The 14330-nt window shown below is 72.8% G+C and carries 3 protein-coding genes; all 3 read left to right on the forward strand.

Features of this window, described 5'->3' with window-relative positions; translation table 11 throughout:
• Positions 1 to 33: 33 nt before the first annotated feature.
• The 3 genes from ACFZBB_RS30595 (at position 34) to ACFZBB_RS30605 (ending at position 14299) form a co-directional block, all read left to right on the forward strand.
• Positions 34 to 3486 carry an acyltransferase domain-containing protein gene (locus tag ACFZBB_RS30595; protein WP_391129155.1) on the forward strand — a complete coding sequence of 1151 codons (3453 nt, stop codon included), beginning with the start codon at positions 34 to 36 and terminating at the stop codon, positions 3484 to 3486.
• A gap of 105 nt (positions 3487 to 3591) precedes the next feature.
• Entirely contained in the window at positions 3592 to 8610 is a 5019-nt protein-coding gene (locus ACFZBB_RS30600) for a type I polyketide synthase (protein ID WP_391129243.1), read from the forward strand.
• Between the two features lie 61 nt (positions 8611 to 8671).
• Positions 8672 to 14299 carry an SDR family NAD(P)-dependent oxidoreductase gene (locus ACFZBB_RS30605; protein WP_391129158.1) on the forward strand — a complete coding sequence of 1876 codons (5628 nt, stop codon included), beginning with the start codon at positions 8672 to 8674 and terminating at the stop codon, positions 14297 to 14299.
• Positions 14300 to 14330 lie beyond the last annotated feature (31 nt).

Below are 14330 nucleotides of genomic sequence, written 5' to 3' on the forward strand. Positions count from 1 at the left end.
GAACCGGAGAGCCTGGAGTCGAAAAGGATGGCAATGGCGGAGAACGAGGCGAAACTGCTCGCGTACCTGAAGCGGGTGACCGGCGACCTGCGCGAGACCCAGCAGCGGCTCCGCGACGCCACCGCCGCCAGGAACGAGCCGATCGCGGTCGTCGGCATGGCCTGCCGCTACCCCGGCGGCGTCGAAACCCCCGACGACCTGTGGCAGTTGGTCGCCGAGGGCGGCGACGCCATCACCCCGTTCCCCAAGGACCGGGGCTGGGACATCGACGACCGCTACGACGAGGACGCCGCGCGGCCCGGCAGCAACTACGTGCGGGGCGGCGGATTCCTCACCGGAGCAACCGAGTTCGACGCGTCGTTCTTCGGTATCTCCCCCCGTGAAGCCCTCGGCATGGACCCGCAGCAACGGCTCCTCCTGCCCTGCACATGGGAACTCTTCGAACGGGCCGGCATCGACCCGCTGTCCGTCAAGGGCAGCCCCACCGGCACGTTCATCGGCTTCAGCTCCGCCGACTACGGCTGGGAGCTCCCCGCCATCCCCGAGGAGGTCGAGGGCTACTACGCGACGGGCAACTTCGCCAGCGTGATGTCCGGCCGCGTCGCCTACACCTTCGGGCTCGAAGGCCCGGCGATCAGCGTCGACACGGCCTGCTCGTCGTCGCTGGTCGCCATGCACCTGGCCGCCGGGGCACTGCGCAGCCGCGAATGCTCCCTGGCCGTCGCCGGCGGAGTGACCGTCATGTCCACCGCCATCGGCTACCCCGAGTTCAGCCGGCAGCGCGCCCTGTCCCCTGACGGTCGCTGCCGCGCCTTCGCGGCCTCCGCCGACGGCTTCGGCCCCGCCGAGGGCCTGGGCCTGCTCCTGCTGGAACGGCTGTCGGACGCCCGGCGCAACGGCCACCGCGTCCTGGCCCTGATCCGCGGCTCCGCGGTCAACCAGGACGGTGCCAGCAACGGCCTCACCGCCCCCAACGGCCCCTCCCAGGAACGCGTCATCCGCGCCGCGCTGCGCAGCGCCAGGATCGCCGCCACCGACGTGGACGTGGTCGAGGCGCACGGCACCGGCACCTCCCTGGGCGACCCGATCGAGGCGACCGCCCTGCTCAACACCTACGGCGCGGGACGCGACGGCCAACGGCCGCTGTGGCTCGGCTCGGTGAAGTCCAACATCGGCCACACCTCGGCCGCGGCGGGTGTGGCGGGCGTGATCAAGATGGTGCAGGCCATGCGGCACGGAGTCCTGCCGAGAACCCTGCATGTCGACGAGCCGACGCCGCACGTGGACTGGTCCGGTGGCGGGGTGGAGTTGCTGACCGAGGAGCGGGAGTGGGTCAGGGGTGACGGACGTGCGCGGCGGGCAGGTGTGTCGGCCTTCGGGATCAGCGGGACGAACGCGCACCTGATCCTGGAGGAGGCCGGTGAGCCGACGGACGACGCGCGCGGGGCCGGCGGTGCGGCCGGCTCGGCGGACGCGGGCGATTCGGGAGACTCGGGCGACCGGGCCGATACGCCGGAGGCCCGGTCGGAACCCGCGAACGGGCCGCTCGGGCCGCTGGGGTCCGCTGTCCCGTGGCCGGTGTCCGCGCGGTCCGCCGCCGCACTGCGCGACCAGGCCGAGCGGCTGCTGGAGTACACGTTGGGCGGCCACGGCCCGGCCGCGCCGGAGATCGGCCTCGCCCTGGCGACGACCCGCGCCGCGTGGGAACACCGCGCGGTCGTGCTGGACCTGGACCATCCCTCGGCCCTCGGCGCCCTCGCCTCAGGCACCCCCACAGGTGCCACCGTCACGGGCCTGGCGACGGTGGACGACACCGACGGCCGACCGGCCGACCACGTGGTCTTCGTCTTTCCGGGTCAGGGGTCGCAGTGGGCGGGGATGGCGATGGAGCTGCTTGCTTCAGCTCCGGTGTTCGGGGCGCGGCTGGCTGAGTGTGACGCGGCGCTGCGTCCTTATGTCGGGTCGTCGGTGGTGGAGGCGATCCGTGGCGGGGCTCTGGATGACGTGGTGGTGGTTCAGGGTGCGTTGTGGGCGGTGATGGTGTCGCTTGCCGAGGTGTGGCGGTCGGTGGGTGTTGAGCCGGGTGCGGTGATCGGTCACAGTCAGGGCGAGATTGCCGCTGCTTGCGTGGCGGGTGCGTTGTCGGTGGAGGATGCGGCGCGTGTGGTGGCGTTGCGGGCGAAGGCGATTCGCGGGTCGTTGTCGGGCCGGGGTGGGATGGTGTCGGTCGCGCTGCCTGTGGAGGACGTACGGGAGCGGATCGCGCGGTGGGACGGTCGTATTTCCGTTGCGTCGGTGAATGGGCCCTCGTCCACGGTGGTCTCGGGTGAACCCCAAGCACTCGCTGAGCTGCTGACCTCATGCGAGGCCGGGGGCGTACGGGCGCGTCGTATCGATGTGGACTATGCCTCGCACTCGGTGCAGGTCGACGCGATACGTGACGAGGTCGTTGAGGCCCTGTCCGGCATCGAGCCGCAGTCCTCGCAGGTTCCGTTCTACTCCACGGTGACCGGCGGCCGTATCGACACGACCACGCTCGACGCCGAGTACTGGGTGACCAACCTCCGCCAGGAAGTCCGCTTCGACGAGACCGTCCGGGCCCTCCTCGCCGACGACTTCACGTACTTCGTGGAGTCCAGCCCGCACCCCGTCCTCGCGGTCGGTCTGGCCGAGACGTTCGAGGACGCGGGATCGGACGCCGTCGCACTCGGCACCCTCCGCCGGGACGAAGGCGGCCAGGAACGCTTCCTGACCTCCCTCGCCGAAGGATGGGTACGCGGCCTGCCCGTCGACTGGCGCTCCGTCTTCGCCGGAACCCCCGCCCACCACGTCGACCTGCCCACGTACGCCTTTCAACCGCGCCGCTACTGGCTGGACATCGACCGCTCCGGCCCCGCCGTCCGCACGACGGCGCGGACCGATGTGCTGGACGACGGTCCCGACGTCGACCCGGGCGCGCTGACCGTGCGGCTGGCGGGACTCGACCGCGAGGAGCGGGAGCGCGTACTGCTCGACCTGCTGCGCGTGGAGGTGGCGACGGTGCTGCGGCACGCCACTCCGGACGACGTCGCGGCCGAACGGGCATTCAAGGAGCTGGGCTTCGACTCGCTGACCGCCGTCGAGCTGCGCAAGCGGCTGAGCGCGGCGACCGGATTGAAGCTCCCGGCGACTGTCGTCTTCTCCTACCCGACGCCGATCAGCCTGGTCCGCTTCCTGCTGGACGAGATGGAAAGTACGCCGGTCGACGGTGAACACGCCGACGTCTTGAACGAGTTGGACGGGATCGCCACGCGGCTCGGCGGTATCTCGCCGGACGGCGAGACGCGTGAGCGGATCACCCGGCGTCTGGAGTCGCTGCTCTGGGCGTGGCGCGGAGACGCGGCAACCGGTGCGGAGGCGGGCGCCGACACCGGCGGAATCGCGCTGGACACCGCGTCGGACGACGAGATGTTCGCGCTGATCGACAAACAGTTGGGCACAGGCTGAGCCGCTCCGGTCACCGCTGTCGGACAAACGTCGCAGATCGTCGAAGGAGCGAGGGGAATGGCCACCGGTAACACGGAGGAGAGGCTTCGGGAGTACCTGAAGCGGGTGATGGCCGACTTGGGCGTCACGAAGCAGCGGCTGCGGGAGGCCGAGGCCGCCGCCCAGGAGCCGATCGCGATTGTCGGCATGGCCTGCCGCTACCCGGGCGGTGTGCGATCGCCCGAGGATCTGTGGCGGTTGGTGGACGGCGAGCGTGACGCCATCGGCCCGTTCCCCGACGACCGCGGCTGGGACCTGGCCGGACTCTTCGACCCCGACCCGGAGAGCCGTGGCACCAGTTACGTCACCGAGGGCGGATTCCTCGACGGCGCGGCCGACTTCGACCCCGCGTTCTTCGGCATCACCCCGCGCGAGGCGCTCGGCATGGACCCGCAGCAGCGGCTCATGCTGGAGATCTCCTGGGAGGCGTTCGAGCGTGCGGGCATCGACCCGCGCGCCGTGCGCGAGGAACGGGTCGGCGTCTACACCGGAATCGTCGCCAACGGATACGTGTCGCGGCTGCGGCGCACGCCCGAGCCGGTCGAGGGCTACGTCATCACCGGCACCATGTCGAGCGTCGCCGCCGGGCGGATCGCGTACACGTTCGGTTTCCAAGGGCCCGCGCTCAGCGTCGAGACGGCGTGCTCGTCGTCGCTGGTGGCCCTGCACCTGGCCGTGCAGGCGCTGCGTTCCGGCGACTGCACGATGGCACTCGCGGGCGGCGTCGCGGTCATGCCGACTCCGGACGCCTTCGTGGAGTTCAGCCGCCAGCGCGGCCTGGCGCCCGACGGCCGGATCAAGGCGTTCGCCGCCGCCGCTGACGGCACCAACTGGGCCGAGGGCGCGGGCGCGTTGCTCGTCGAGCGGCTGTCGGACGCACGCCGCAAAGGCCACCGTGTCCTGGCCGTCGTCCGTGGCACCGCGCTCAACCAGGACGGTGCCAGCAACGGACTGTCCGCCCCCAACAACCTCGCTCAGGAACGGGTGATACGCGACGCGCTCGCCGACGCCCGCCTCAGCGCCGCGGACGTGGACGTGGTCGAGGCGCACGGCACCGGCACGACGCTCGGTGACCCCATCGAGGCGCAAGCGCTGCTCGCGACGTACGGGCGGGAGCGGACCGGCGAACGGCCCTTGTGGCTGGGCTCGGTGAAGTCCAACATCGGGCACTCAGGACCCGCTGCGGGCGTGGCGGGCGTGATCAAGATGGTCCAGGCCATGCGGCACGGAGTCCTGCCGAGGACCCTGCATGTCGACGAGCCGACGCCGCATGTGGAGTGGTCCGGCGGCGGGGTGGAGCTGCTGGCGGAGGCGCGCGAGTGGGTCCGGGGCGAGGGACGTACGCGGCGGGCGGGCGTGTCGGCCTTCGGGATCAGCGGGACGAACGCACACGTGATCCTGGAGGAGCCGCAAGCCGCAAGCGAGGACATCGCCGAACTCGGCCCCGCCGAGGGCCCGTTGGGCTCGCTCACCGTCGTTCCGTGGCCGGTGTCCGCACGGTCGGCCGCAGGGCTGCGCGGGCAGGCGGACCGGTTGGCCACCGACCTGGCCGCTACCGCCGCAGCCGCGGACATCGGCCTCTCGCTGGCCACCACCCGCTCCGCGATGGAGCACCGCGCGGTGGTCCTGGTCGCGAGCAGCACACAGGCCCTGGACGTACTCGGCGCGCTCGCGGCGGACACGCCCGCCCCCGGCCTGGTCAGCGGAGCGGTTCGCTCCGACGCGGGCCGGGTGGTGTTTGTCTTCCCCGGTCAGGGGTCGCAGTGGGCGGGGATGGCGTTGGGGTTGTTGGACTCCTCGCCGGTGTTCGGGGCGCGGTTGGCTGAGTGTGACGCGGCCCTGTTGCCTCATGTGGGGTCGTCGGTGGTGGAGGCGATCCGCGAGGGTGCTCTGGATGACGTGGTGGTTGTTCAGGGGGCGTTGTGGGCGGTGATGGTGTCGCTGGCGGCGGTGTGGCGTGCTGCCGGTGTTGAGCCGGGTGCGGTGATCGGTCACAGTCAGGGCGAGATTGCCGCCGCTTGCGTGGCGGGTGCTCTTTCCGTGGAGGATGCGGCGCGTGTGGTGGCGTTGCGGGCGAAAGCCATACGCGGGACCTTGTCCGGCAACGGCGGGATGGTGTCCGTCGCGCTGCCCGCGCAGGACGTACGTGAGCGGATCGCGCGCTGGGACGGTCGTATCTCCGTCGCGTCGGTGAACGGGCCTTCGTCCACAGTGGTCTCGGGTGAACCCGGCGCGTTGGATGAGCTACTGACGGCGTGTGAGGCCGAGGGCGTACGGGCGCGTCGTATCGATGTGGACTACGCGTCGCACTCGGCGCAGGTGGATGCCATACGTGACGAGGTCGTCCAGGCCCTGTCCGGCATCGAACCGGCAACCTCCGAGGTGCCGTTCTACTCGACGGTGACCGGCGGCCGTATCGACACGACCACGCTCGACGCCGAGTACTGGGTGACGAACCTCCGCCAGGAAGTCCGTTTCGACGAGACCGTCCGAGCCCTCCTCTCAGACGGCTTCGGGTACTTCATCGAGTCCAGCCCCCACCCCGTCCTCGCCGTCGGTCTCGCCGAGACCTTCGAGGACGCGGGCTCCGACGCGGTCGCACTCGGCACCCTTCGCCGGGACGAAGGCGGCCAGGAACGCTTCCTGACCTCCCTCGCCGAAGGATGGGTACGCGGCCTCCCCGTCGACTGGCGCTCCGTCTTCGCGGGAACCCCGGCCCACCACGTAGACCTCCCCACCTACGCCTTCCAGCGGCAGCGCTACTGGCTGGAGGACGACGATCCCGAGCGGGCAGCGGCGGGCGGCGCGGCGAGCGCCGGGGTGCCCGATGTCGTGGAGGAGGCCTTCTGGGCGGCCGTGGACGGCGGAGACGCCGACACGGTGGCCGGTGAGCTGGGCGTCATCACCGATCTGCCGCTGCGCGAGGCGCTGCCCGCGCTGTCCACGTGGCGCAGGCGCCGCCGTGAGGCGTCGGCGGTCGACGGCTGGCGGTACCGGATCGGCTGGCGGCCGGTCGTGTCCCCGGCGCAGGTACGGCTCACCGGTCGCTGGCTGCTGGTGCTGCCCCCGGCCGACCGGTGTCCCGCCGAATGGGCCGACCTCGCCGCCGCGGCCCTGACCGGCCACGGCGCCCAGGTCGAACGGCTGCACCTCGACGCGACCATTACAGCGGGAAGCGCCGACGCCCTCGCCGCAGAGCTGCGGTCCCGCACCGACGGCGACACGACCGAGCGGACCACCCCCCTCACCGGCGTCCTGTCCCTGCTCGCGCTGGACGAGACGCCCGACCCCGAGCACCCGGCGGTCACGGAGGGCCTGGCCGCCACCGTTTCCCTGGTCCAGGCCCTGGTGGCGGTGGCCGAGGAGTCCGGGACGCAGCCGACGCTGTGGTGCGCCACCCGTGGCGCGGTGTCGGTGGCGGCGGGGGACAGGACGGTCTCGGCGGCGCAGGCGCAGATCTGGGGCCTCGGCCGGGTGGTGGCGCTGGAGCACCCACTGCTGTGGGGCGGGCTGCTGGACCTTCCGGCCGCGCCGCTCGCGGACCTGTCCGAGGAGGCGGTGGCCCGCGCCGGCCGTACCCTCGCCGCCGCCCTCGCCGGGATCGCCGACGAGGACCATGTGGCGCTGCGCCCGGACCTCGGCGGGCTGCTGGGCCGCCGTCTGCTGCGGCCCCCGGCCGCCGACTCGGCCGCCGTCCGTACGTGGCTGCCCGAGGACACCGTGCTGGTCACGGGCGGTACCGGCGGGATCGGCGCGCACATCGCCCGCTGGCTGGCCGCCGGGGGAGCGCCGCATCTGGTGCTGGTCAGCCGTCGCGGGGCGGACGCGCCGGGCGCCGCCGCCCTGGAGAAGGAGCTGGTGCAGGCCGGGGCACGGATCACCTTCGCCGCGTGCGATGTGGCGGACCGCGACGCGCTCGCCGCCGTACTCGCCGCGATCCCGGCGGAGGAACCGCTGTCGGCCGTGTTCCACGCCGCGGCCGTCCTGGACGACAGCGTGGTGGCGCATCTGACCCGTGATCAGATGGAACGGGTGCTGCGCGTCAAGGCCGGCGCCGCGGTGCATCTGCACGAGTTGACGCGGGACATGAACTTGTCGGCGTTCGTGCTCTGTTCGTCCTTCGGAGCGACCTTCGGCATGCCGGGGCTCGGCAACTACGCGCCAGGCAACGCGTTCCTGGACGCGCTGGCCGAGCGCCGCCGCGCCGAGGGACTTCCCGCCACCTCCGTGGCATGGGGTACGTGGGCCGGTACCGGTATGGCCGCGGGGGACGTCGGTGCCCGAGGCCGCCTGGAGGGCATCCACGAGATGACGCCCGCGCTGGCCGTGACCGCCCTCCAACAGGCGCTCGACCGCGACGAGACCGCCCCGGTGGTCATCGACCTGCGCTGGGAGCGGTTCGCGCCCGTCTTCCACGCCAAGCGCCCGACCGCGCTGTTCGCGGAGATCCCCGAGGCGGTCGCCGCGCTGCGGTCCGGTGCGGCGGGCGACACGGAGGCAGCGGGGACCGGAGCGGCCGCCGCAGGGGAACTGCGCTCCCGGCTGGCGGGCCGCCCGGCGGCGGAACAGGAGCGCGAGCTGGTCGAGTTGGTGCGCGGGCACGCCGCCGCGGTCACCAGCCACGTGACCCTCGACGGCGCCACGGGGGAATCCGTCGACCAGGACCGGCCGTTCCGCGAGCTGGGCTTCGACTCCCTCATGGCGGTCGAACTGCGCAACCGGATCGGTACGGCGACCGGCCTGGCCCTGCCGTCGACGCTCGTCTTCGACTATCCGACGGTCGCGGTCCTCGCCCGCCACCTGCGCGAGGAACTGGGCCTCGGCGGCGAGGACACCGCCGGGACGCCGGGCCTGGCCGAACTCGACCGACTGGAAAGCGCTTTGGCGGCCGGGCTGCCCGAGGGACCGGCCCGCGCGAAATTCGTCAAGCGCCTTGAGCGCCTGCTGTGGAAGGTCGGCGACGACGAGGCCGCGGACGACGAGGCACCCGAAGACCACGGCGGGAGCGCGACGGACGAGGACGCGCTGGGCGCCGCGAGCAACGAGGAGATCTTCGCCCTGATCGACCGTGAGCTGGGCACGTGATGACCCGCTCGTTCTCTGGAAACCCCGCCCGCAGGTCCCCACGATCCCCGGAGTGCACGCGATGACGAACCAGGCCCCGTCCACCGACGAGAAGAAGCTCCGCGACTACCTCAACAAGGTCATGACCGACCTGAGGCGCACGCAGCGGCGGCTGCGGACGGTCGAGGCGCAGAGCCACGAACCCGTCGCGGTCATCGGCATGGCCTGCCGCTATCCCGGCGGTGTCACCTCCCCCGAGGACCTGTGGGACCTCGTCGCGGGGGAGGGGGACGCGATGACCGGCTTCCCCGGCGACCGTGGCTGGGAGACCGACGACCTGAGGCTGTTCGACCCCGAGGGCGTCGAACTCGCCTGCGAGGGCGGCTTCGTGGACGGCGCCGCCGACTTCGACGCCGAGCTGTTCGGCATCTCGCCGCGCGAGGCGCTGGCCATGGACCCGCAGCAGCGGCTGGTCCTGGAGTCCGCGTACGAGGCGTTCGAGCGGGCCGGTATCGCACCCGCCGACCTGCGCGGCAGCCGTACCGGCGTGTTCGTCGGCGCGTCCTACACCGGGTACGGCGCCGATGTCGCGCGGATACCCGAGGGCCTTGAGGGCTACACGATGACCGGGTCGGCCAACAGCGTGGTCTCCGGCCGTGTGTCCTACGCCTTCGGCCTGGAGGGCCCGGCGCTGACGGTGGACACCGCGTGCTCGTCGTCGCTGGTCGCCCTGCACCTGGCCGTGCGGTCGCTGCGCGACGGCGAGTCCGAACTCGCCCTGGCCGGAGGCGCGATGGTGATGCCGAGCCCGATGGAGTTCATCGAGTTCAGCCGCCAGCAGATGCTCGCGCCCAACGCCCGGTGCAAGGCGTTCGCCGCCGCCGCGGACGGCACCAGCTTCTCCGAGGGCGCGGGCCTGGTGCTGTTGGAGCGGCTGTCGGACGCCCGGCGCAACGGCCACCGCGTGCTGGCCGTGGTCCGCGGCACCGCGGTCAACCAGGACGGCGCGAGCAACGGCCTGACCGCCCCCAACGGCCCCTCGCAGCGCCGGGTGATCGAGGCCGCGCTCGCCGACGCCCGGCTGACCGGCGACGAGGTCGACGCGGTCGAGGCGCACGGTACGGGCACGACGCTCGGCGACCCGATCGAAGCGCAGGCACTGCTCGCCACCTACGGCAAGGACCGCCCCGCCGACCGGCCGCTGTGGCTCGGTTCGGTCAAGTCGAACATCGGGCACGCGCAGGCCGCCGCGGGTGTCGCGGGCGTGATCAAGATGGTGCAGGCCATGCGGTACGGACTGCTGCCGCGCACCCTGCACGTGGACGCGCCGACCCCCCAGGTCGACTGGTCCAGCGGTACCGTCGAGCTGCTGACCGAGGCCAGGCAGTGGCCGACCGCCGATGACCGGCCGCGCCGCGCGGGCGTCTCCGCCTTCGGCATCAGCGGCACCAACGCGCATGTCGTCCTGGAAGCCGCCACCGACTTCGCCGAGCCGGACGAGGCCGAATCCGCGCTGGACGAAGGCCCGTTGGGCCCGCTGAACGCCGTCCCGTGGCCCGTGTCGGGCCGGTCCGCCGCCGCCCTGCGCGCCCAGGCCCGCCGACTGAGCGGATACGCGGGCGACTCCGACGCCCCGGAACTCGCCTCCATCGGCCGGGCGCTCGCCCTCACCCGCGCCGAGCACGAGCACCGCGCCGTCACCGTCGCCACCGACACCAAGTCGGCGCTCAGCGCGCTCGGTTCGCTGTCGGAGGGCGTCCCGGCGCCGGGTCTGGTGTCCGGTGTGGTGCGTCCGGGTTCCGGCCGTGTGGTTTTCGTGTTCCCTGGTCAGGGGTCGCAGTGGGTGGGGATGGCGATGGAGTTGCTTGCCTCGTCTCCGGTGTTCGGGGCGCGGTTGGCTGAGTGTGACGCGGCGCTGTTGCCTTACGTGGGGTCGTCGGTGGTGGAGGCGATCCGCGAGGGTGCTCTGGATGACGTGGTGGTGGTTCAGGGTGCGTTGTGGGCGGTGATGGTGTCGCTGGCGGCGGTGTGGCGTGCTGCCGGTGTCGAGCCGGGTGCGGTGATCGGTCACAGCCAGGGCGAGATTGCCGCCGCTTGCGTGGCGGGTGCTCTTTCCGTGGAGGACGCGGCGCGTGTGGTGGCGTTGCGGGCGAAGGCCATTCGCGGGTCGTTGTCGGGTCGGGGCGGGATGGTGTCGGTGGCGCTGCCCGCGCAGGACGTACGTGAGCTGATCGCGCGCTGGGACGGCCGGATCGGTGTGGCTTCGGTGAACGGGCCTTCGTCCACGGTGGTTTCGGGTGAGCCGGAGACGTTGGACGACGTTCTCGCCGCATGCGAGGCGGGGGGCGTACGGGCGCGTCGTATCGATGTGGACTACGCGTCGCACTCGGCACAGGTGGATGCCATCCGCGATGAGGTCGTTGAGGCCCTGTCGGGCATCGAGCCGCAGTCGTCGCAGATCCCGTTCTACTCCACGGTGACCGGCGGCAAGCTCGACACCACCGCGCTGGACGCTGCGTATTGGGTGACCAACCTCCGTCAGGAGGTCCGTTTCGACGAGACCGTCCGGGCCCTGCTCTCCGACGGCTTCGGGTACTTCATCGAGTCCAGCCCGCACCCGGTTCTCGCAGTCGGTCTCGCGGAGACCTTCGAGGACGCGGCCTCCGACGCCGTCGCCCTGGGCACCCTCCGCCGCGAAGAGGGCGGCCAGGAACGCTTCCTCACCTCCCTCGCCGAAGGATGGGTACGCGGCCTGCCCGTCGACTGGCGGTCCGTCTTCGCCGGTGCCCCCGCCCACCACGTAGACCTCCCCACCTACGCCTTCCAGCACCAGCGCTACTGGCTGGAGGGCGACGCCGCGCGCGCCGGGGACCCGAGCGGGCTCGGGCAGGAGGCCGTCGATCACCCGCTGCTGTCGGCCGCGGTCCGCGTCGCCGGCGAGGACCGGATCGTGCTGACGGGCCGCCTCTCGCTGCGCACCCACCCGTGGCTGGCCGACCACAGTCTGCACGACCGTCCCGTGCTGCCCGGCGCCGTCTTCGCCGAACTCGCCCTCTACGCGGGCGAGATGGCGGGCTGCGGCCGGATCGAGACGCTGGAGCCGACCGTACCGCTCGCGCTGCGGGGAAAGGCCGCGGTGCACGTCCAGGTGTCCGTGGGCGCGCCCGACGAGGACGGGGGCCGCCCGCTGGCCGTGTACGCCCGCGCCGAGGACGCCGAGCCGGACGCGCCATGGGTCCGGCATGCCACCGGCGTCCTCGTACCCGAGGAACCGGACGCGTCCGGCCCGGCCGACGAACTCGAAGGCTCCGTCTGGCCGCCCAGCGGCGCGCAGCCCGTCAGCCTCGCCTACTTCCACCGCCGGATGGCCGACCTGGGCCAGGCGTACGGCCCGGCGTTCGAGGGCCTGCGCAAGCTGTGGCGGGTCGGCCGCGAGTACTACGCCGAGATCCGGCTGCCCGAGGAACACGCCCGCGACGCCGCCCGGTTCTGCCTTCATCCGGCTCTGCTGGACGCCGCTCTGCAACCCGCTTTGGTCAACCGGAACCTGAACGCCCAGTGGACGCGGTGGTCCGGCTTCTCGCTGCGCGCCGCCGGGGCGACCGCGCTCCGCGCCCACCTGCGTCCGACCGGCCAACCCGACGAGTTCACCGCGACGTTCACCGATCCCGACGGCCGCCCGGTCGCCGTCCTGGACGCCGGGCTGCCGCAGCCGGTGACCGCCGACGAGGTGAACCACTCGGCCGCCGGCCGGCCGGACAGCCTCCACCGCGTGGAGTGGGCGCCGGTTCCCGTCTCCGGCCAGAGCGCCGACTGGCTGCTGCTCGGCCCGGTCGACGACCGGCTCACCGAAGCCCTGGAGGAGTCCGGGGCGTACCCGCAGGCGTACGACGATCTCGGCGCGCTCACCGAAGCTCTCGACGCGGGGCTTCCCGCGCCCGAACTCGTCGCCGTCAGCGACGGGTTCGGTCCGCACGAGCGGGACGACGCCTCGGCCGCCCGTGCCGCCACCGTCGACCTCCTCGCCACGGTGCAGAGCTGGCTCGCCGAGGACCGGCTGGCACCGTCCCGACTGGTCGTCTTCACCCGGCACGCGGTCGCTGCCCGCGCCGAGGACCGGATCGGCGACCTCGTCGGCGCCGCGCTGTGGGGTCTGATCCGTTCGGCGCAGGCCGCGCACCCCGGCCGGTTCGTCCTGGTCGACGTGGACGACGACTTGGGCTCGCTGGCGCTCTTCCCCACCTCCGTACCCGCCGCTGTCGGCTCCGGCGAACCCCAACTCGCCCTGCGCGCGGGCACGGTCATGGTGCCCCGGCTCGCCCGTGCCACGTCGTCGGCGGCAGGCGGCACCCCATGGCGGCCCGACGGCACCGTCCTGATCACCGGCGGCACCGGCGCCCTCGGCGGCCTGATCGCCCGTCACCTGGTCCAGCGGCAGGGCGTACGTCATCTGCTGTTGGTCGGCCGCCGTGGCGAAGAGGCCCCCGGCGCGGCCGAGTTGCGGGATGAGCTCGTCGGGTCGGGTGCCGCGACCGTGACCGTCGCCGCGTGTGACGCCGCGGACCGTGACGCGCTCGCCGCCGTCCTGGCGACCGTCCCCGAGGAACGCCCGCTGACCGCCGTCCTGCACTGCGCGGGCGTGCTGTCCGACGCCTCGCTGGAACGGCTCACCGCGCAGGACATCGACCGGGTCTTCGCGCCCAAGGCCGACGCCGCCCTCAATCTGCACGACCTCACGCGCGACGCCGACCTGTCCGCGTTCGTGCTGTTCTCCTCCGCCTCCGGCGTCCTCGGCAGCATCGCCCAGGCCAACTACGCCGCCGCCAACGCCTTCGTCGACGCCCTCGCCCGGCAGCGGCGCGACCTCGGGCTGCCGGGTCAGTCCCTCGCCTGGGGCCTGTGGGCGCAGAGCAGCGCGATGGGCGCCGACGCCGACGCGGCCAAGGTCGCGCGGGCCGGGGTCCTGCCGCTGTCCGCGCGCCAGGGCACCGACCTGTTCGACGCGGCCGTCACCGATGGCGAGAGCCTGCTCGTCCCCATCCGGCTCGACACCGACGCGCTGCGCGTACGGGCCGCGTCCGGCACGCTCCCCGACCTCCTGCGCGGCCTCGTCCAGGCCGCCGCACCGGCCAGGCGCAAGGTGGAGGCACCGCGCGCGGAGAGCGCGGCGGCCGACTGGTCGGCCCGGCTCGCCGGGCTGTCGCAGGCCGAACAACTGCACAGGCTGGAGGAGTTGATCCGCGGCCATGTCGCCTCGGTGCTCGGCCACGGCTCGCCCGAGGCCATCGAGACCGACCGGGCCTTCAAGGAGCTGGGCTTCGACTCCCTGACCGCGCTGGAGCTGCGCAACCGGCTCCAGGCTTCCATCGGTGTCCAGTTGCCCGCCAGCATCGCCTTCGACCACCCGACCATGACCGCCGCGGCCCGATTTATCCGCGGCCAACTCGCTCCGGGCGAAGCCGCCGAGACCGTCCCGGCCCTCGCCGAACTGGACCGCCTGGAATCGGTGCTGCTGGACCTGCCGGCCGCCGACGACGAGCTGCGGCGGAAGGTCACCGCGCGGCTGCACGCCCTGGCCTCCAAATTGCAGGACGCGCAGGACCCCGGCGCCGCCCGGTCCGCCGGCAAGGCCGAGGACGACCTCGATCTCGAAGCGGCCACCGATTCCGAGCTGCTCGCCATGCTCGACGACGAACTCGACACCCCGTGACGGCGCCCACCGTACGGCTGTGACCTCACCG

Origin of the sequence: Streptomyces sp. NPDC008139 (assembly GCF_042957025.1) — a bacterium.
Classification (GTDB): Bacteria; Actinomycetota; Actinomycetes; order Streptomycetales; family Streptomycetaceae; genus Actinacidiphila.